The organism is Paractinoplanes toevensis, assembly GCF_018332695.1.
GTDB lineage: Bacteria > Actinomycetota > Actinomycetes > Mycobacteriales > Micromonosporaceae > Actinoplanes > Actinoplanes toevensis.
The window spans coordinates 80,027-99,999 of the sequence record NZ_BOQN01000049.1 but is presented as its reverse complement, the minus strand read 5'-3'; the positions used below and the strand labels follow the sequence as shown (position 1 = coordinate 99,999).

17 protein-coding genes are annotated in these 19,973 nt (G+C 69.9%); 6 read left to right on the top strand and 11 right to left on the bottom strand.

Translation table 11 applies throughout. The features are described 5' to 3' along the window. Positions 1–42: 42 nt before the first annotated feature. The 7 genes from Ato02nite_RS17265 to Ato02nite_RS17235 form a co-directional block, all read right to left on the bottom strand. A complete protein-coding gene (locus Ato02nite_RS17265; RefSeq protein ID WP_213007555.1) occupies positions 43–1,161 on the bottom strand; it encodes an aromatic ring-hydroxylating oxygenase subunit alpha in 1,119 nt (372 codons plus the stop codon). Beyond that, positions 1,158–2,306 (bottom strand): N-methyl-L-tryptophan oxidase, encoded by a 1,149-nt coding sequence (gene solA / locus Ato02nite_RS17260; RefSeq protein ID WP_213007554.1) that lies wholly within the window; start codon positions 2,304–2,306, stop codon positions 1,158–1,160. Before solA ends, Ato02nite_RS17265 begins: the two co-directional genes overlap by 4 nt. Positions 2,307–2,316: 10 nt before the next feature. Continuing rightward, positions 2,317–4,659, bottom strand: a complete 2,343-nt coding sequence (locus tag Ato02nite_RS17255; RefSeq protein ID WP_213007553.1) for a GcvT family protein — start codon at positions 4,657–4,659, stop codon at positions 2,317–2,319. Between the two features lie 3 nt (positions 4,660–4,662). Then, complete coding sequence (locus tag Ato02nite_RS17250; RefSeq protein ID WP_246607099.1) at positions 4,663–5,616, bottom strand: ABC transporter substrate-binding protein; 954 nt, start codon at positions 5,614–5,616, stop codon at positions 4,663–4,665. Between the two features lie 3 nt (positions 5,617–5,619). Then, the gene (locus tag Ato02nite_RS17245; protein ID WP_246607097.1) at positions 5,620–7,641 is read right to left on the bottom strand and encodes an ABC transporter permease; all 2,022 of its coding nucleotides are present in this window, start codon (positions 7,639–7,641) and stop codon (positions 5,620–5,622) included. 88 nt (positions 7,642–7,729) lie between these two features. Further along, positions 7,730–8,764, bottom strand: a complete 1,035-nt coding sequence (locus Ato02nite_RS17240; RefSeq protein WP_213007551.1) for a quaternary amine ABC transporter ATP-binding protein — start codon at positions 8,762–8,764, stop codon at positions 7,730–7,732. Between the two features lie 15 nt (positions 8,765–8,779). Beyond that, positions 8,780–10,315: a GMC family oxidoreductase gene (locus Ato02nite_RS17235; RefSeq protein WP_246607095.1), complete on the bottom strand. Its 1,536-nt coding sequence runs from the start codon at positions 10,313–10,315 to the stop codon at positions 8,780–8,782. 100 nt (positions 10,316–10,415) lie between these two features. On the opposite strand from Ato02nite_RS17235, the gene Ato02nite_RS17230 reads away from it, so the two are divergent. The 4 genes from Ato02nite_RS17230 (at position 10,416) to Ato02nite_RS17215 (ending at position 15,093) form a co-directional block, all read left to right on the top strand. Beyond that, the gene (locus tag Ato02nite_RS17230; protein WP_438873046.1) at positions 10,416–11,177 is read left to right on the top strand and encodes a glycerophosphodiester phosphodiesterase family protein; all 762 of its coding nucleotides are present in this window, start codon (positions 10,416–10,418) and stop codon (positions 11,175–11,177) included. Positions 11,178–11,495: 318 nt separating this feature from the next. Next, the gene (locus tag Ato02nite_RS53280; RefSeq protein WP_213007549.1) at positions 11,496–12,914 is read left to right on the top strand and encodes a hypothetical protein; all 1,419 of its coding nucleotides are present in this window, start codon (positions 11,496–11,498) and stop codon (positions 12,912–12,914) included. A gap of 112 nt (positions 12,915–13,026) precedes the next feature. After that, positions 13,027–13,848 (top strand): siderophore-interacting protein, encoded by an 822-nt coding sequence (locus Ato02nite_RS17220; RefSeq protein ID WP_213007548.1) that lies wholly within the window; start codon positions 13,027–13,029, stop codon positions 13,846–13,848. A gap of 51 nt (positions 13,849–13,899) precedes the next feature. After that, the gene (locus tag Ato02nite_RS17215) at positions 13,900–15,093 is read left to right on the top strand and encodes a CynX/NimT family MFS transporter (RefSeq protein ID WP_213007547.1); all 1,194 of its coding nucleotides are present in this window, start codon (positions 13,900–13,902) and stop codon (positions 15,091–15,093) included. Here Ato02nite_RS17215 and Ato02nite_RS17210 read toward each other — a convergent pair. After that, on the bottom strand, positions 15,090–16,115 hold the full coding sequence (locus tag Ato02nite_RS17210) for an alpha/beta fold hydrolase (protein ID WP_213007546.1): 1,026 nt from the start codon (positions 16,113–16,115) through the stop codon (positions 15,090–15,092). The two genes, Ato02nite_RS17215 and Ato02nite_RS17210, sit on opposite strands and share 4 nt — an antisense overlap. 64 nt (positions 16,116–16,179) lie before the next feature. Here Ato02nite_RS17210 and Ato02nite_RS17205 point away from each other — a divergent pair, with 64 nt between their 5' ends. Then, positions 16,180–16,944 carry a class I SAM-dependent methyltransferase gene (locus Ato02nite_RS17205; RefSeq protein WP_246607094.1) on the top strand — a complete coding sequence of 255 codons (765 nt, stop codon included), beginning with the start codon at positions 16,180–16,182 and terminating at the stop codon, positions 16,942–16,944. 378 nt (positions 16,945–17,322) lie between these two features. Next, the gene (locus Ato02nite_RS17200) at positions 17,323–17,601 is read left to right on the top strand and encodes a hypothetical protein (RefSeq protein ID WP_213007545.1); all 279 of its coding nucleotides are present in this window, start codon (positions 17,323–17,325) and stop codon (positions 17,599–17,601) included. A gap of 3 nt (positions 17,602–17,604) precedes the next feature. Here the strand turns inward: Ato02nite_RS17200 and Ato02nite_RS17195 are convergent, their stop codons facing one another. The 3 genes from Ato02nite_RS17195 to Ato02nite_RS17185 all read right to left on the bottom strand — a co-directional run bounded on the left by Ato02nite_RS17195 (position 17,605) and on the right by Ato02nite_RS17185 (position 19,903). Next, positions 17,605–18,339, bottom strand: a complete 735-nt coding sequence (locus tag Ato02nite_RS17195; RefSeq protein WP_213007544.1) for a M23 family metallopeptidase — start codon at positions 18,337–18,339, stop codon at positions 17,605–17,607. A 209-nt stretch (positions 18,340–18,548) separates the two neighbouring features. After that, entirely contained in the window at positions 18,549–19,664 is a 1,116-nt protein-coding gene (locus Ato02nite_RS17190; RefSeq protein WP_246607092.1) for a flotillin family protein, read from the bottom strand. Between the two features lie 17 nt (positions 19,665–19,681). Continuing rightward, entirely contained in the window at positions 19,682–19,903 is a 222-nt protein-coding gene (locus Ato02nite_RS17185) for an NfeD C-terminal domain-containing protein (RefSeq protein WP_213007542.1), read from the bottom strand. Between the last annotated feature and the right edge of the window lie 70 nt (positions 19,904–19,973).

Below are 19,973 nucleotides of genomic sequence, written 5' to 3'. Positions count from 1 at the left end.
CTAAGGTAGGACAGTGCGCAGAGCCGCGTAAGCGAGTCGCGGTTATTTACCTCGAATTGGACTTATCCGGCCTTCCGCCCACCGGTGGAACTCCGCGATGTGATGCTCACTCGGCACCAGCACCCCGCCATCGGCGTACGCCCGGGAACTCATCCCCGGCTGGCACCGCTCGCAGGCCTCGAAATCCTGCCGGTTCACCCGGTCGAACAGCTCCACCGAGCGGGACAGGTCGGCTCCTGACGCGACCACCTCGGGCAGGTACAGCCAGTCACACTCGACGATCGTGCGGTCCACCGCGAGCGGGTACATCCGGTGGAAGATCACGTGGTCGGGCACCAGGTTGACAAAGACCTGCGGCTTGATGGTGATCGCGTAGTACCGGCGATCCTGCTCCTCGGCGATCGTCGAGATCGTCCGCAACCCGGCGCTGCCGTCCACCGTGAAGCCCTGCACGTCCCGGCCGAACGCGGCGCCGTGACCCACGTAGTACTGCGCCGCGTAGCCACCGGCGAACTCGGGCAGCACGTGCACGAGTTCCGGGTGGATGGTCGAGCAGTGGTAGCACTCCATGAAGTTTTCGATGATCAGTTTCCAGTTGGCCTTTACGTCGTACCTGATCCGGCGGCCCACCGTGAGCGCTTCCAGGCCGTACCGTTCGATCGAGTCGAGATCGCCGAGCCGTTCCACACAGGCGCCCATCACATCGTCGGAGAAAGACGGCGGCCTTTCGGCCAGACAGACCCAGACATAACCCAGCCATTCCCGTACGTGTACCGCGCGCAAGCCGTACTCGACCCGGTCCACGTCCGGCATCTTCACCAGGTTGGGCGCGGCCACCAGCTTGCCGTCCAGGTCGTACGCCCAGGCGTGGTACATGCAGCGGAACGTGCGCTTCACCTGGCCTTCGGGCTCGGCGCACAGTTTCGCGCCGCGGTGCCGGCAGACGTTCAGGAAGGCGCGCGCGGCACCGTCGGCGGCCCGGGTGATCAGCAGGCTCTCCCGGCCCACGTCGACCGTCCGGAACGCGCCCGGCGTCGCGATGTCCTCGCCGCGCGCCGCACAGAACCACATCTGCTCGAAGATCAGTTCCTGCTCGGCCGCGAAGATCGACGGATCGGTGTAGTAGTGACCGGCCAGGGTGGGGATCAGCGACGAGGTCATGGTTTTGCTCCGCTCAGCCGGCGGGGATCGAACAGGGTGATCGGGTGCACGGTCGAACCGCAGGTCGCGAGGTCGGCCACGATCTCGCCGACGACCGGCACGAACTTGAATCCGTGCCCGGAGAAACCGCAGGCCACGGTCACCGACTCGTGGGCCGGATGGCGGCTGATGATGAAGTGCTCGTCCGGCGTGGTGGTGTACATGCACGGCTCCCCGCGCCGGAACTCGCCGGGCAGGTCCGGCAGCCGCTGCCCGCAGTAGTCGGCCATCTCGGCGATCTCGTCCGGGTGCACCTCGGTGTCCAGGGTGTCCGGCGTGGTCGGCGTCCCCCGCCGGAAGAAGGCGATCTTGGCGCCGCCGTCCGGACCGTCGATCGCCGGGAAGCCGTAGATCTGATCGCCGCTCACGTCCTCCCAGATGTAGATCGGGTGCCGGTCCGGCAGGAACGGGCTCACCCCGCCGCGCGGGTGGAACCAGAACTGCACCAGCCGTTCGATCGAGAACGGCACGCCCAGGTCGGCCAGCAGCTCCGGCGCCCACGGCCCGGGCGTGATCACCAGCTGGCCGGCGGTGTAGCTGCCCTTCGCGGTGGTCACCCGCACCCCGTCGCCGACCGCCTCCCAGCTCGTCATCGGCTCGTGGAAGCGCAGGTCGGCACCCTTCTTCGCGGCCAGCTCCAGGTTCGCCGCGACGGTCGCCTCGGGACGGACGAAGCCGGCCTTCGCCTCGTACAGGGCGATCTCGTCGGGTTTGGGCGCCAGGGTCGGGAAGCGGCGGCGGATCTCGGTGGCATCGAGGATCTCGTGCTGGAGACCCCACTGCTCGGCGCTGGCCCGGCTGCCGGACACCGTCTTCGTGTCCGGGTGGCCGATCATCAGCCCGCCGGTCAGGGTGATCACGTCCCGGCCGGAGTCGGTCGCCAGCTGGTCGAACAGGTCGTAGGCGCGCAGCAGCAGCGGGACGTACTCGGGGCTCTCGAAATACGACTGCCGGGTGATCCGGGAACCGCCGTGACTGGCGCCGCGGTCGTGCGCCGGGCCGTATTTCTCCAGGCCGAGCACACTGGTGCCACGGGCGGCGAGCTGCAGGGCGGTGGCACTGCCCATGCCACCAAGACCAACGACAATTACCTCGTACGCGGACAACTGGTGCTCCTTACCGGCGCAGTCTTTCGTGCTGTGGATCGAACAGCGGCTCGGCGGTCACGGTGGCCCGCAGCCGCCGGTCGAAGTAGCCGATCTCGACCTCGGTTCCCGGGTCCCTGACCGGTAGCCAGGCGTAGGCGATCGGCGCGCCGATCGTGTGACCGAAGGCCGCGCTCGTGACCTGACCGACCGGTTGCCCGTCGAGGTAGACCGGCTCGCGACCCATCGGCACCGCCTCCGGGTCGGCCAGCACCAGGCAGGTCAGCTTCCGATCCACCGGTTCCCGCCTGCCCCCGCTGACCTCTCCGCTGACCTCTTCGCTGACGGCGAAGGCCAGGCCCGCCTGCCACGGGTCGTCCTCGGTGGTCATGTCGACGCCCCAGGCGCGGTAGCCCTTCTCCAGGCGCAGGCTGGTGAAGGCGTGCCGGCCGGCGGCGATCAGCCCGTGGTCGCGGCCGGCCTGCCACAGCGTGTCCCACAGCTTGAGGCCGTGATCGGCTCGGGTGTAGATCTCCCAGCCCAGCTCACCGACGTACGACAAACGCAGCATGACCACCGGGACCGGACCGACAAAGCCCTCGCGGCACTGGAAGTAGCGGAACGCTGCATTTGTCACATCGATGTCGGTGAGTTTCTCTACCACCTCGCGGGCCTTCGGGCCCCAGAGGCCGACGCCGCAGGTGCCGCCGGTGATGTCACGGACCGTGACGTTGGCCGGGGCGTGCCGGAGCAGCCAGTCCAGGTCGAGCGGGCCGTTGACGCCGACCTGGAAGCGATGCTCGCCGAGGCGGGCCACGGTGATGTCGCTGCGGATGCCGCCGGCCTGGTCAAGCAGCAGCGTGTAGACCACGGTGCCGACCGGACGGTCGACGTTTCCGCTGGTCAAGCCCTGGAGGAAGTCGACCGGGCCGATTATCTCCAGACGGGTCAGCGGGGTCATGTCGTAGAGGGCGACGTCCTCGCGGGTCAGGCGGGCCTCGGTCGCGGCCCGGGCCGACCAGTGTCGTGCCGACCAGTCGTCGCGGCGGCTCTCGCCCTCCGGGTTGCTCGCGTACCAGAGTGGCCTCTCCCAGCCGGCGGCCTCGCCGAAGACCGCGCCCAACTCCTTCTGCCGTTCATGAAACGGGCTCACCCGCAGCTCGCGGACGGACGGCGGGTCGAGCGGATGGATGATGTCGTAGACCTCGACGAAGCTGCGGATCGACCGTTCGCGCACGTACCGCGGCGCGAGCTGGGCCGGGTCGAACCGGTTGAGGTCGCATTCGTGCAGGTCGGTCTCCGGGCGGCCGGTGACCATCCACTCCGCGACGGCCTTCGCCGCGCCGGCCGAGTGGGTGACCCAGATGGCCTCGGCCGTCCAGAAGCCCCGCAGCTCGCGGGACTCGCCGAGCAGCGGGAAGCCGTCGGCCGTGAACGAGAAGACGCCGTTGAAGCCGTCCGTTCGTTCGGCATCGCGCAGAACGGGCAGAAGGTCTCCGGCCGCCGTCCAGGACTCGGCAAAAGTGTCGGGGGTGAACGCCATCATCGACGGGTGTTCGCCGCCGGGCAGATCGTCGAGGTCCACCGGCATCGGTTCGTGCAGGTAGGAACCGATGCCGAGGGTGTCGCCGTGTGCCCGGAAATACAGGTCACGGTCCTGGTGGCGCAGGATCGGCAGGTCGTCGGCCGCCCCCACCGGGCCGGTGCGCACATATTGGTGGGCCATCGGCAGCAGCGGGATCGGCACCCCGGCCAGCTCGCCGATCCGCGGCCCCCAGAAACCGGCGCAGCTCACCACGATCTCGGCCGGGTAATCCCCGCCGGTGGTGCGCGCGCCGACCACCCGGTCGCCCATCCGCAGGATCTCCACGACCTCGGCGCCGCCGACGAAGCGGGCACCGCGGGCCACCGCCCGGGCGGCCTGGAACTCGCAGGCTTTCACCGCGAGCGCCAGACCGTCCGTGGGCACGTGCAGGCCACCGAGCACCCGGTTTCGGGCCAGCATCGGGAAAAGCTTCATGCACTCGGCCGGGTCGAGCACCGCCGAGCCGATCCCCCACGACTGGCCGTAACCGAAACGGCGGTGCAGCTCGGCCAGCCGCTCCGGGGTGGTGGCCACCTCGAGGCTGCCGACCGAGCGGAAACAGTCCAGCTCGGCCAGCTTCCCGACGGTGTATTGCGCCATGCGCGCCATCGTGCGCGACGGGTTGGTCTGGAAGACCAGGCCCGGCGCGTGCGAGCTGGACCCGCCGGTCACGAACAGCGGGCCCCGCTCCAGCACGGTGACATCGGTCCACCCGCGCACGGTCAGCTCATCGGCGAGCGCGCAGCCGACGATGCCGGCTCCGATGATCACGACCTTGGGTCCGGGCATCGCTCAGCTCCCGGCCGGGATCCACGGCTTCCAGGTGGCCTCGTGCTCGTTCACCCACTTCTCGGCCGCCTGGTCGGCGCTCATGCCCTGGTTGGTGAGGTAATCCGAGACGAGGTTCTGGTCGTCGTTGGTCCACTTGAAGTTCTTGATCAGCTGGTAAGCGGTGCTGTTGGCGTCCGCGAACTTCTTGCTGACGATCTTGTCGAGGTCGTAATCGGGGTAATCACAGGCCACCTTCTTGGGGTCGGCGTCACACCCGGCGGTGTACGGCGGCAGCTTGATCCGGGCGAACTTCTCCTGGGCGAACAGCCACTGCGGTTCGTAGAAGTAGAAGAGCAACGGCTTCTTCTGCGCGCCGGCCTGCTGGGCCGCCTTGATGATCGCCGCCTCGCTGCCGGAGAAGACCACGGTGTAATCCAGCTTCAGGTTGTTGATCAGCGCCACGTCGTTGGTGACGTAGGACGGATCGCCGCCGAGCAGCTGCCCCTTGCCCTTGGACTCCGAGGTCTTGAAGAGACCGGCGTACTTGTTGAGGTTCTTGTAGTCGGTGATGTCCGGGTATTGATCGGCCATCCACTGCGGCACATACCAGCCGATGACGCCCGTGTTGCCGGTCGAACCGGCCTCCACCGCGACCTTCTTCTGCTCGATGTAGGTCTTCTTCAGATCGGCGTGACCCCAGTTCTCCAGGATCGCGTCGACCTCACCGGTCTCGAAGCCCTGCCAGGAGATCTCCTCCTTGAGCTCCTTCTTCTCCACCGTGTAACCGAGCTTCTTCTCCAGCAGGTAACCGACGACGGCCGCGTCGGACTCGTAACCGACCCATGGATTGACCGCCAGCTTGACGGTTCCCTTCGCGCCGGCGCTCGGCGTCGACTCCCCGGCGCCGGAGGTGGCACCCCCGCAGGCGGTCAGGCTCAAAATCAGAGCCGCCGAGGCGACTGTCCGCAATCTCATCATCTAGCGAGGTCCCTTCGCGTGGTGGAAACCCTGGGTGAGACGGTCGAGCAGGATGCCGAGCAGGACGATGGCGAAACCGGCCGCGAGGCCCTTGCCGAAGTCCTCACGCTGGGAGAAACCGGCGACCACGTCGTAACCGAGGGCGCCCGCACCGACCAGGCCACCCAGGACGACCATCGCCAGGACCATGACGATTCCCTGGTTCGCGGCGAGCAGCAGACCGCCGCGGGCCATCGGCAACTGCACCTTCCAGAGCAGCTGCCGCGGGGTCGAGCCGGCCGAGACCGCGGCCTCGACCACGGCGGCCGGCACGTCCCGCAGCCCCCGGTCGACGAGCCGCACCACCGGCGGGAAGGCATAGACGAAACCGGCCACGATCGCGGTGAACCGGCTGGCCCCGAAGAGCGCCAGGGCCGGCAGCAAATAGACGAAGGACGGCATGGTCTGCGCGGCGTCCAGCACCGGCCGCAGCCCCGCAGCGAACCAGTCGTGCCGGGCCGACCAGACCCCCAGCACGATCCCGACCGCCATCGTCAGCACGATGGTGACCAGCACGGTGGCGAGCGTCTGCATAGCGTGCTGCCACAGCCCGAGCCCGGCGATCCCGGCGGCGGCCAGCGCGGCGATCACGGCCGCCCGCACCCCGCTGGCCATGGTCCCGAAACCCGCCACCACCAGCACGAAGAGCCACCACGGCGTGCTGGTGAGCACACCCTCCAGCGGATCCAGCAGCCCAGCACTGACCACGTTCTTGACCCACTCGGTCCCGTCATACCAGTGCAGCTCGATCCACCCGGTGAGCTCATTGACCGGCACCGCGAACGAAAAATGCGGCAGGTCTTCCGAGATCGGCAGCACCGCCAGCACCACCACGACAACCAGCGTCCCCGCCGCGACAGCCCACCGATTCCGGCCGCCCGCCGCGCGCCACCGATCCCGCCGCCCCGCCCCGACTCGCTCAACCCCGTTGGCCGCTGTGGGCCGTTGGTGCCGGGCGGGCGCGGCGGGCCTGCGGCGGGCTGCGCCGGTGGTGATGCGGTCCAGCACGACGGCCATGATCACGATGGCCAGGCCGGCGTCGAAGGCGGCGCCGACGTTGACCCGTTCGAGGGCGCGGATGATGTTCTGGCCGAGGCCGGGTGCGTCGATCAGGGCGGTGATGACCACCATGGACAGCGCCATCATGATCGTCTGATTGACGGCGAGCACGATGGTCGGCCGGGCCATCGGCAGTCGCACCTTGGTGAGCAGTTGCCGGCTTGTCGAGCCGAGCGCGGTGGCGGCCTCCACGGTGGTCGGCGAGACCTCGCGGATGCCGAGCTCGGTGATCCGGATGGTGGCCGGCACCGCGTAGATCAGGGTCGCGATCACCGCAGCCGGCTCACCGATCAGGAAGAGCAGCGTCATCGGCGCGAGGTAGGCGAAGGTCGGCATGATCTGCATGACGTCGAGCACCGGTCGCAGGATCGCGCTCACCCAGTTCACCCGGGCCGCGAGCACCCCGATCGGCACCCCGATCACCACCGCCAGCAGCACCGCCGAAGTGGTCAGCACCAGCGTGTCGACACTCTCCGCCCAGAGCCCGAGAAAGCCGAACGCCAGAAACCCACCCACCGCGACCAGGGCCGTCCGCCAGCCGGCCAGCACCAGCGCGACCGCGCCGGCCGCCGCGACCAGCCCCGCGAAACCGAGTCCGTAGAGGCCCGCCTGCACCGCGTCGACCAGCAGCCGCACTCCCAGCCGCAGATAGTTGAACCCGTAGAGGAAGAGCGGGCTGGTGTCCCGGTTCTCGTCCACCCAGTTGCGCACGTCGGTGAAGAACCGAAACGCCGCCGCGTCGTCCGAGTCCGCGGCCCCACCGGTGCGAAACCCGAGATAGGCCCCCACGGTCGCGGCAATCAACACAACCCAGAGCACCCGCCGCCGGGTAAGCCCACGCCGCCACGGCGCCGCCCCCTCCCCCGCCACGGCCACCACCCGGCCATCAGGCTGAATGGTGGGCGGGGTAGCGGTCGCGGTCACGGCCGACCTCGCCAACCGGCCGGACCAGCCGCGACCACGCGCCTCTCTCCCGGCGAACGCTGCGCGGGAGACAGACGCTGCGCGGAGGTCATGCCGGGACCTGGCGGTGGTGGCTGATCAAGGCGGGGAGCAGGCGGTCGGCGTCGACTACGCCTACCGGGCGGTCGCCGTCGACCACCTGGACCGGGAGCTTCGCGCGCAGGATTCGGGGGACCGCGTCGCGGATCACCGTGGTGGCCGGCAGCGGCTGGTCCTCGCAGGTCTCGCCGTCGAGCGGGTCTCGCATGATCCAGCGCAGGGTCAACACGTCGGAGCGGGGCACGTCGCGGACGAAGTCGGCCACATAGTCGTCGGCGGGGGCGCCTACCAGGTCCTCCGGGGTTCCGATCTGGACCACGTCGCCGTCGCGCAGGACCGCTATCCGGTCGCCCAGAGTCAGGGCCTCGGCCAGGTCGTGGGTGATGAAGACCAGCGTCTTGCCCACCTCGGCGTGCAGGCGGCGCACCTCGGTCTGCATGTCGCGGCGGATCAGCGGGTCCAGCGCGCTGAACGGCTCGTCGAACAGCAGCACCGCCGGGTCGATGGCGAGCGCGCGGGCCAGGCCCACCCGCTGCTGCATACCGCCGGAGAGCTGCTCGGGGTACTGGTTCTCGTGGCCGTCCAGGCCGACCAGGGTGAGCATCTCGCCGGCCCGGCGGTGTCGTTCCGCCCGCCCCAGGCCCTGGATCTCCAGGCCGTAGGCGACGTTGTCCAGCACCGAGCGGTGCGGCAGCAGGCCGAAGTGCTGGAAGACCATCGCCACCCGGTGCCGGCGCAGGTCGCGCAGCCGGCGGGCGTTCATCGCCCGGACCGCCTCGCCGTCGATGCTGATCTCGCCGCTGGTCGGTTCGATCAGGCGGGTGAGGCAGCGGACCAGCGTCGACTTGCCGCTGCCGGACAGGCCCATCACCACGAAGACCTCGCCGGCCTCGACCGCGAAGCTGACGTCCCGCACCGCGGCCAGGCAACCCGTGCGGGCGCGCAGCTCGGCGCGCGGCAGATCGGCCAGCTCGGTGCCGACCACCCGCTCCGGCTTGGGGCCGAAGACTTTCCACAGATGCTCGACGGTGATCGTGGACGTCACGGGCCCTCCCCGGAACTAGAGATCGGCACTTATCAGGTCGGCGGCCCGCTCCCCGACCAGGAAGACCGCCACCATCGGATTGACCGTGAGCATCGTCGGGAAGACCGACGCGTCGGCGATGCGGACGTTGGGGAACCCGCGCAACCGCAGCGACGGGTCGACCACGGCCAGTTCGTCCGACTCGGCGCCCATCCGGCAGGTGCCGGCCGGGTGGAAGACCGTGTGGTGCACGGCCCGGCCGTAGGCGGAGAGTTCCTCGTCGGTGCGGATCGCCGGGCCGGGGGCGATCTCCCGGGCGATCCAGGAGGCGAACGGTTCGGTGGCGGCGACCTCACGGGCCAGCCGCAGGCCGTCCACGATGGTCCGCTCGTCGTATCCGTCGGGGTCGGTGAAGTAGCGGAAGTCCAGCAGCGGCTTGGTCGCCGGGTCGGCGGCGGCCAGGGTCAGCCGGCCCACGCTGTGCGGGCGGGGCACGTTCGGGGTCATCCCGAAGCCGTGCTCGGGCACGTCGTAGCCGAGCCGTTCGGTGTTGACCGTGAACGGGATCTGGTAAAGGTGGAACATCAGGTCGGGGCGTTCGGCGGCGGGGTCGCGCCGCACGAACAGGCCGGCGTCGGAGTCCATCGCCGACATCGGCGGGATGGGCCGGCTCGCCTCCCACAGGATCAGCGACTCCGGGTGGTCGAGCAGGTTCTCGCCGACGCCGGGCAGGTCGGCCCGCACCGCGATGCCGAGGCGTTCCAGGTCGGCGGCCGGCCCGATGCCCGACAACAGCAGCAGGCGAGGGGTGTCGATGGCGCCGGCGCTCAGGACGTACTCGTGGGTGGCCTTGATGATTTTGATCTGGTCGCCCTGCCGGACCGTGACGCCGGCCTCCGGGTCGAGATGGAACGCCCAGGTGTCGGTCATGATCGTGAGGTTGGGGCGGTCGAGGTGCGGGTGCAGGTAGGACACCGAGGCGGAGGAGCGGACGCCGGTCTCCGGGTGGTAGCCGACCGGGAAGAAGCCGGTGCCGTCGGCGAACGGCGCCGCGTTGAAGTCGTCGACTACCGGCACGCCCAGCGCGGTGTGGCAGGCGGCCACGAAGTCGGCGGTGATCGGGTTGCGGTCGGCCGGGGCCACCGGGGTGATGTTGACGGCGAGGCGTTTCCAGTACGGCAGCATCTCGTCGTAGGACCAGCCGGTCGCGCCGGCCGCCACCCAGTCGGCGAAGTCACCGGGCGGGGGCAGGAAGCTGATCATCGTGTTGTGTGAGGAACAGCCGCCGAGCACCTTCGCCCGCGAGTGCCGCAGGTGCGAGTTTCCGCGCGGCTGCTCGACGATCGGATAGTCGTAGTCGAACTCGGTCTCCAGCAGGTTCAGCCAGTTCCGTAACTGCAGGACCCGCTGGTCACCCACGTCGGAAGGGCCGCCCTCGATGAGGCACACCCGCACTGCCGGGTCGGCCGACACCCGGGAGGCCACGACCGAACCGGCCGTTCCGCCCCCGACGATGACCACGTCGAACTCGCTCGTGTCCAGCTTGAGCCACCTTCCCCGCGCCGTGATCACAGGATTGTCAGGCGCCCGGAAGATGGTCAATGAGATCGACGGACTTTTACCTCTGTGCAACAAACGCGTCTTTTCAAGATCGCGATCGTAGAATCCGGTGGTGCATCCGTACCTGGACGGACCGGCCCCGCTGGCGTTCGCGCACCGGGGTGGCGCCGCGACCGGCGACGAGAACACGGCGGAGGCATTCGAGCGGGCCGTGCAGCTCGGCTACCGGTACGTCGAGACCGACGTCCACGCCACCGCGGACGGCGTGCCGGTGATCTTCCACGATCGCACCCTGACCCGGCTCACCGAGCACACCGGTCGCATCGGTGACCTGCGCTGGGCCGACCTCGCCACGATCCGGGTGGCCGGCGCCGCCGCGATCCCGCGCCTCGACGAGATCCTGGCGGCCTGGCCGGAGGTCCGCTTCAACATCGACGTCAAGGCCGACACCGGCGCCACGCCTACGGTGGAGACGATCCGCCGGGCCGGCGCGTCGTCGCGGGTCCTGCTGGCCTCGTTCAGCGACGCCCGCCTCGCCACGTTGCGCCGCCTGGCCGGGCCGGACGTGGCCACATCGCTGGGCATGCGCGGGGTGGCCCGCCTCCGGCTGGTCTCGCTGTACGGCGGCCGGATGCGCACGCCGGCCTCGGTGGTCGCGGCCCAGGTGCCGGTCAGCCACGGCCGTTTCCCGGTGGTGGACCGCCGGTTCGTCCGCTGCTGTCATCGCTCCGGGTTGCAGGTGCACGTGTGGACGGTCGACTCCCCGGCCGAGATCGACCGCCTCCTCGATCTGGGCGTCGACGGCATCATGACCGACGACCTGCCAGCCCTGCGGGACACTTATATCGCCCGCGGAAAATGGCCCGGCAATTAACACTCATAGCTACTTCCCAGCTTCACCGGGTCGCGGATGGTTTACATTTCTGGGGCGGCGCCACCCCGCGAGCACCCCACGGAGATCAACTTCTATCTCCGCAGGTCAGAGAAATTCATCGTGATCTTGTTGAACTCCGAGCATCGTCCGTTCGGAGGATGCTCGGGGTTCGAATCCCCTCCCATATCTTTTCTTTAAGATTGGGCCAAGAATCCATCAAATTCGCTTCCTTAATTGCTATTTCGCGGGATGCCTCTTACCGTCTGGGAGCCGGTTGTCAGGGAACCGGGCAGATTCTTCGAAAAAGAGGTAACGCGCATGCGTAGGTCGGCTTATCGCCGTGCTGCCGCGCCAACCGGCGCCAACCGGCGGCTCCTCGCGGTCGGCGCGGTGGTCGCCGCACTGGGCGCGGTCGTCGCGTTCACCACACTCTCCAGTGCCGCCGAGAACGACGTGCCCGAGGGCAGCGGCGCCGGCAAGGTGGTCAACGGCCAGGTGATCCTCACCGACACCTGCAAGGACTCCAAGCTCACGCCGCACGACGGCTTCCAGAAGGGCGACCGCTGCGTCTCCACCGAGTTCGGTGAGGTCAGCTCGGCGGCCAACAACTCGTCGCTGCTGATCACCGAGTCGCCGCGGACGGTCAACGTCAACACGCCCTTCACGCTCAAGGTCAGCACTCGCAACCTGATCCGCGACCGCTTCCTCGCGGCCGGCGCGGGCGGTTACTACGTGGAGAGCTCGGTCCTGCAGAACGGCATCGAGCGCGGCCACTTCCACACCGCGTGCCGCATGCTCACCTCCACCCGGGAAGCCCCGGACCCGTCGCCGGTGCCCGCGTTCTTCGTGGCCACCGAGGACAAGAAGGGCGGCAAGGCCCCCGACACGGTGACCATCCAGGTGCCGGGCCTGCCGCAGGAGGGCACCGCGCAGTGCGCGTCGTGGGCCGGTGACGGTTCGCACCGCGTGCCGATGATGGAGCGCGCCAACGAGACCCCGGCCATCGACGCCGTCCGCATCCGGGTCACCGCGAACGGCGGCGGCCAGCAGGGCGGCAACAACGGCGGCCAGCAGGGCGGAAACAACGGCGGCCAGCAGGGCGGGAACAACAACGGCGGCGGCAACAACGGCGGCGGCCAGAACAACGGTGGCAACAACGGCGGTCAGCAGGGCGGCAACAACAACGGCGGGAACAACACCAACACCACGGTGTCCCCGACCACCGCGCCCACGACCAAGGCCCCCACGAACGGGAGCACCACCAAGGCGACGGTGAAGGACGACTTCACGCCGAACCCGACCACCACCACGGTCAAGCCGGCGAGCACGCCGAAGACCAAGCCGACCGAGACGAAGACCGTCAAGCCGGCTTCCACCCGTACGACGGAAAGCAGCGAGAGCGACGCCACCGAGAGCGAGAGCGACTCGGCGGAGGAGACGGAGGCGGAGCCGACGGCGACCGCCCCGGCGAAGCCGAAGGCGAGCAAGAGCACCGAGGCGGCCGCGGCCGGCGACTACACCTACTCGAACGACGACGGCCAGCTGAACTCGGGCGAGGAGCCGCCGACGATCGACCAGGTCGCCGCGAAGACCACGCAGGAGCAGAAGAGCGGCGTGCTGGCCCTGACCGGCAGCAACACCGTCGCCTTCCTGGGCGGCGCGGTCGTCCTGATGCTGATCGGTCTCTCGGTGATGGCGCTGACCCGGCGCCGCCGCCCGGGTACCACCTGGCAGTAACGGATCCACGAGAGCGGCCCGGTCGAAACCGACCGGGCCGCTTTGCCGTGTGTGCGAGATCGGAAGGAGTGAGGGTAGCCTTACCAGCGAATACGAGCGGAAGAGGAAAAGCATGCCGAACAGGCCGGCGCGACCCGCCCATCAGGCGGTCGTCACCCGCGTGGAGCAGCTCACCCCGCACATGGTCCGGGTGGTCGTCGGCGGCGAGGGGCTGCGCGCGATCGAGGCGGGCTCCTGCACCGATCACTACGTGAAAGCGTTGTTCCTGCCGCCCGGTTTCGACTACCCGGAGCCGTTCGACGCCGGCGTGGTCCGCGAGACGATGCCGCGCGAGGCGTGGCCGGTGACCCGGACCTACACGATCCGCCGCTGGCTGCCCGAGATCCCGGAGATGTGGATCGACTTCGTGGTGCACGGCGACGAGGGCATCGCCGGCCCGTGGGCGGCCGGCGCCAAGCCGGGTGACCGGTTCCTGTTCATGGGCCCCGGCGGCGGCTACGCCCCGAGCCCCGATGCCGACTGGCACCTGCTGGCCGGCGACGAGAGCGCCCTGCCGGCGATCTCGGCGGCCCTCGAGCGGATGCCGCCGGGCGCGACCGTCCGGGCATATGTCGAGATCGAAGGCCCCGACGAGGAACAGAAGATCGAGACCGACGTCGACGTCGTCTGGCTGCACCGCGGCGCGCGCCCGGTCGGCGAGCTGCTGGCCGAGACCGTCCGCGCGGCCGAGTTCCCGCCCGGAAAGGTGCACGCGTTCGTGCACGGCGAGGCCAACTTCGTGAAGGACGCGCGGGCCTTCCTGCGCAAGGAGTGCGCCATCCCGCTCGACCAGCTGTCGATCTCCGGCTACTGGCGCCGCGGCATGAACGAGGACGGCTGGCAGGGCACCAAGCGGGAGTGGAACCAGCAGGTGGAGCGCGAGCAGGAGGCGTGATCGCGGGCACTCGGCCGCGCGTTCCGGCCGGGTAACACCGATGATGTGTAAGTGGTGACCGCCGATCAGCAGCTGACCGTTTCCGCGCCCCGCCAACGGCTGATCGCGGTGACCGCGCTCCTGCTCGCGGCGGTCAACCTGCGGCTCGCGGTGACCAGCGTCGGCCCGGTGCTGCACGAGATCCGCGAAGGTCTCGGCATGAGCTCGACGGTCGCCGGGCTGCTCACGTCCGTACCCGTCTTCTGCTTCGCCACGGTCGGCCTGGCCGCGCCCCGCCTGGCCCGGCGCTTCGGCGCCAATCGCGTCATCATCGTCGGCCTGGCCGTGCTCGCGATCGGCCTCGCACTGCGCCCCTACGCGCCCGGCGTCGCCCTGTTCCTGCTGCTCAGCCTGGTGTCGCTGGCCGGCATCGCGGTCGTCAACGTGCTCCTGCCGATGATCGTCAAGCAGTGGTTCCCGACCCAGGTCGGCACGATGACCGGCCTCTACACGGTCGCGCTCAACCTCGGCGCCACCCTCGCGGCCGCCACGACGGTTCCGCTCACGCACGCCTTCGGCGGCAGCTGGCAGCTGGGTCTGGCCTGCTGGGCACTGCTGGCGGTGGTCGCGCTGCCGGCCTGGCTCCCGCTGGTGCGGGAAAGGGCAACCGGCGTTCCGCCGACCAAGGCCGAGGCGGCCGTACGGGTGAGCCGGCACCCGGTCGCCTGGGCCCTGGCCGTCTACTTCGGGATGCAGTCCACCTCGGCGTACGTGATCATCGGCTGGCTCCCGCAGATCTACCGCGACGCCGGTCTCTCGGCCGATGAGGCCGGCCTGCTGTTCGCCACCACGTCCCTGCTCGGCGTGCCGCTGGGCCTGGTGCTGTCCGCGGTGGCCGGCCGGGTGCGCAGTCAGAGCGCGATCGCCGCGACCCTGGCGCTCTTCGGCATCGCCGGTTACGCCGGCCTGTGGTGGGACCCGGCCGCCGCGCCCTGGCTGTGGGTGGTGCTGCTGGGCATCGTCAACACCGCGTTCCCGCTGGTCCTGACCATGATCGGGCTGCGCGGCAGCTCACCGGCGACGGTGGTGAAGCTGTCCGCGTTCGCCCAGAGCGTGGGGTACCTGCTGGCCATCCCCGGCCCGATCCTGATCGGCCTGCTGCACGACCACACCGGTGGCTGGCGGGTACCCCTGGCCCTGATGATCTTCCTGATGGTCCCGCAGCTGATCGCCGGCGTCTACGCCGGCCGGGACCGCCAGATCTAGATCAACTTCAGCAGCTCCGCGGCCACCTCGGTGGGTCGCTCCACGTGCGGCGAGTGCCCGCAGTTCTCATAGACCACCTCGGTGTACGGCCCATAGCGCTCGAACACCGCCCGGGTCTGCCCGACCATCGGCTGCGGCGGCGCCACGTCGTCCCCCGGCCACCCCGGCACCGCGCCGATCTTGCCCAGATAGGCGAGGTCGAAGAACGAGGTGTCCGAGACGATCGCGTCCCGGTCGCCGCGCACCCAGGTGATCGGCGGCTTGTCCGGCACGTTCACCAGCGCCTCGGCCACGTTGAAGTGGTTCGGCGCCATCGTGTTGAGCACGCCCCGGTCGCCCGGCGCGATGCCCGGCCAGGTGTCGGTCGGCTTGCTGTCGCCCGGGTAGTTGTCGTCGCCGATCGCCGTGCTCAGCACGGTGTCGAGCAGCAGCTGCTCATCCTCGCCGAGGCTGGCCGGGTCGGCCACGTAGGCGCTGCGCAGCACGGTGAGCGGGCTGGTCGGGCTGTCGTCGCTGCGGTCACCGGCGAGAATGCGCTGCACGAAGTCGGGATTCGCGCCGCCCCCTCCGGTGCCGGCGAAGTTCGGCAACGGGGTGCCGTCGAGGTCCCGGGTGCCACCGAAGCCGTACGGGCTGAGCGGCGCTTCCAGCAGCAGTGCCTTGATCCTGGCCGGATGATCGACGAGCAGTTGCATCGCGACGCCGCAGCCCATCGAGTGGGCGGCGACGATGACCTTGTCGCTTCCGCCGAACAGATCAGATTTATCCAGTAATTCTGCGATGTCATCGGCAAAGTCGCGCAGGCCGCGGGTGGCGTCGACCGGAGCGGTGTCGGAATTCCCGTAACCGCGCAGGTCCGGGGCGACGATCCGCAGCGTGGGCGGCAGATGCCGCAGAAGTGGCCGCCAGAAGGCGGCGGACGAACAGTTACCGTGCACGAGCAGCACCGGAGTGCCATCGGCCGGGCCGTCGACCAGAACGTTGAGGGAGATGCCGCGGACGGCGACGGAGACCTCTTCCATCGCCGAAGCCTCCCACCGCAGGTGGGGGAGGCGCAGTGTGGCCAACCCACATATCCTGCGAGACATGACCGGTGACGTGTGGGCGGTCGGAAGCGCCTACGAGGCCTACGTCGGCCGATGGAGCCGACCGGTCGCGGCCGAGTTCGTCCGCTGGCTGGCGGTGCCCGCCGGGACGCGCTGGCTCGACGCCGGCTGCGGCACCGGCGCCCTGACCGGGACGATCCTGGCCTCGGCAGCGCCAAGCCTGGTGATCGGCGCCGACCTGTCGCCCGGCTTCCTCCGCTCGGTGCCGGCCGCCGTGCTAAATGCCGACGCGGCCGCCCTCCCCCTGGCCACCGCCTCGTTCGGCGCGGTGGTGAGCGGCCTCGCCCTGAACTTCGTGCCCGACCCCGCGGCCGCCGTCGCCGAGTTCGCCCGGGTGGCGGCACCGGGCGCGACGGTCGCCTCGTACGTGTGGGACTACGCCGACGGCATGCAGTTGATGCGCCAATTCTGGGACGCGGCCCTGGAGGTCGACCCGGCCGCCCCCGACGAGGCGACCCGCTTCCCGATCTGCCGGCCCGACGGCCTGCGATCCGCCTGGGCCACCGCCGGCCTGCACGCGATCGAGACCAGAGCGATCACCATCCCCACGGTGTTCCCCGACTTCGACGACTACTGGCAGCCGTTCCTCGGCGGTCAGGGCGCCGCCCCGGCCTACCTGGCCCGCCTGTCCCCCGACCACCAGGGCGCAATCCGCGACCGGCTGGAGTCCCGGCTCCCCCGGCGGCCGGACGGCGCGATCGCCCTGACCGCGACCGCGTGGGCAGTTCGCGGCCTGGCCCGGTGATCCGACGACGACACGTTCGGCCGGCCAGTGGCGCCGATACCTCGCCGAGTACAGCGCCGACGTCCTGCGGACCTCCCGGAGAAGGACCTCACCGAACTCAGCGACGCGCAGCGAACGGCCCGCTGGCTCGGCTTCGACAGAGCGGGCACCGCGAAGCTCAGACTGCTCGAGCAGCGCCTCGGGACGGCCCTGCCGCCAAGTTACCGGGCGTTCCTCGCGGTCTCCGACGGCTGGCTGAACCTGAGCCCCGTTCATGTGGACCATGCGTACGACCGGCGACGTCAATTGGCTCCGGAAAGCCGACCCCGGCCTGTGGCAGATCCTCCGCGAAGATCCGGAGGTGTCCTTCGAGGAGCTGAGCGGGCAGGCGGCCACCCGGTGCAGCCGGTCGGAGCCGACGACCTGGTCACGGCGGGGCGGACACTCGCGCTGGAGGGTCTGCAGCGCACCGCGATCGGACCGTACCGGAACCTGCTCACCGAGATCCTGACCGCCGACGAGATCGAGGACCCCGACAGATTCGTGCCGCCGGTTCTGCCCGAGCCCCCGAACTTTCAGGCCGCCCTGGAGCAGGCCCGCCGGCTGGTACGGGCCGGAGAGCCCGCCGCGGCGTGGCGCACGGTGGAAAGTGGACTGCTCCTGACGTCCAAGTTCTGATTCTCAGGCGTCGGCGGTCGGCTCAGTCGGGCAGCCGTTCTTCTTCTGCCAGGCCTTGACCGCGGAAACCGGGGACTTCTGGCCGTCCTTGCGCCAGGAGTCCAGGTACGGCCACGGGTAGAGGGTGCCGCGCTGGTTCCACCAGTCGCCCTGCTTCGCGCACGGCGGGGAGATGCCGAAGTGCAGGTGGCAGGCGCTCGCGTCGCCGGTGTCGCCGGTCTTGCCGAGGGTCTGCCCGGTCTTGACCCGGGCGCCCGGCTCGATGCCGCCGGCGACCGCGGACAGGTGGGAGCCGTAGTAGCGGACCCCGTCGTCGCCGAGGATCGACACCGACAGGCCGCCCCGGGTGGCACCGAGGTTCTTCTTCGCCGTCCAGGTGTCCTTGGCCGAGACCGCGAGAACCACGCCGCCGGTCACGGCCACGAACCGGTTGCCACACGCGGTGATCACGTCGGACGCCGGGTAGTCGTGGTGCGTGTGGGCGTAGCTGCTCTTGCCGACCACCGGGAACGTATAGGTGATCTTGGCGGAGGTCGGGGAGGGCGAGGCCGACGGCGTGGCGGGTGGCGCGGCGGAGACGGCGGTCGTCGGGGCCGCCGCGGTGGGAGTCTCCAGACCCTGCGTCGAGCCGGCCCAGATCGGCTTGGCCTCCGGTTTCCCGGAGCAACCGGCGACGGAGGCGACGCTCAGACCGACGGCAACGCCGCCCAGGACAATTTTCCTGACAAAGGGAAGCAAAACGACATTCTTCCTGCTCGGGAACCGACGGCCAAATATAGCCAGGCCCTTCCAGGCCGCAACCCGGCTCGGCCCCGCCCGGCCCGCCCGGCACGTCCAGCCCGGCACGTCCAGCCCGGCACGTCCAGCCCGGCCCGGCCCGCCCGGCCCAGCTCGGCCCGGCGAGCCAGGGGGCTCGGTCAGGTCGGGCGGGCCGGTCAGGTGGCTGTTCAGGCGGCCGAGGGTGGGGCCACCGCCATGTTGGGCTTGGTGGGCTGCTCCACCCGCAGGCCGGTGCGGAGGGTATCCAGCATGGTCATGCCCTGGGCGGCCAGCGACGCGACCACGCTGTTGAGGCCCTCGGCGCCGTCCAGGACCGTGATGTTCGCCCCCTGCAGGCCCTCGGCGGCGGCCCGCAGCATCTCCGGCAGCTTGTCGATGATCGCCTGGTCCAGGGCGATGCGGTCCTGGGCGGCCGCGGCCTCGGCGGAGAGCTTGGTGGCGTCGGCGTCGGCGCGGGCCAGCGCCCGGATGCGCTCGGCCTCGGCCTCGGCCGGGCGGATCACCTCGGCGATCAGCTCGGCCTGGCGCAGCTCGGCGTTGCGCTGGGCGACGATCGCACGCTCGGCGAGCACGTCCTGCGCGGCGCGGGCCGCGGCGAGCGGGCCGGCCTGGGCCGCGGTCTGCTGGGCCTGGTCGATCTCGGCCTGATATTGCGCCTGGGCGATCGCCGTCTGCCTCGCATATTCCGCCTGGTGGCGGACGCTCTCCTGCTGGGCCATCGCGCTGGCCCGGTCGGCGGCCGCCTGGGCGATCTTGGCCTCCTGGTTGACCCGGGCCTGGTGCGGCGCGGCGAGCGCCCGGATGTAGCCAACGCCCTTGTCGTCGATGCTGCTGATCTGCAGCGAGTCGACGGCCAGGCCGATCCGGGCCATCTCGGTCTTGCTGGCGTCGACGATCGCGTCGGCCAGGGTCTGCTGCTCGCGGATGATCGCCTCGACGGTCATGCTGCCGATGATGCTGCGCAGGTGGCCGGAGAAGATGCGGCCGACCAGGGTGGGCATCTGCCGCTGGTCACCCTGGAAGCGGCGGGCCGCCGAGGCGATCGACTCGTGGTCGTCGCCGACCTTGAACGCGATGACCGCGTGCACCGACAGGGTGATGCCCTGCTGGGTGTAGCAGTCCTCCATGACCTCGGCCTCCTGCATGGCCAGGGTGAGCCGGGTGGCCCTGGAGAAGATGGGCGCGACGAACACGCCGTGCCCTGTGACGATCTTGAACGGCAACGCCTCCACGCCGCGCTGCTTGCGGCCACTGATCAGCAACGCCTCGTTGGGGGCGGGCACCCGATAACCGAACACTGTTACGACCCTCCTACGACGGGCCATGGCTCGACGTCGACCTGGCGCGCGCCACGGTTGTGAATGACGAGGACCTCGGCGCCCGCGGCGATGGCCGTCGCGGCGTATGCCAGGTAGTAGTGCGCCAAGCCGTCCACCAGCACGCGCACCTCGCCCGCGCGCTCGCCGCCGCGGATCGCGGTTATCACCGTGCCCACCTTGCCGACCAGCGCCTGACTCGCCACGACTGAATTGTGCTCCCGGGGTGCGACAGTTCGCTCGCCCGGTGATCGACGTCTAGGCGACACCATCGAC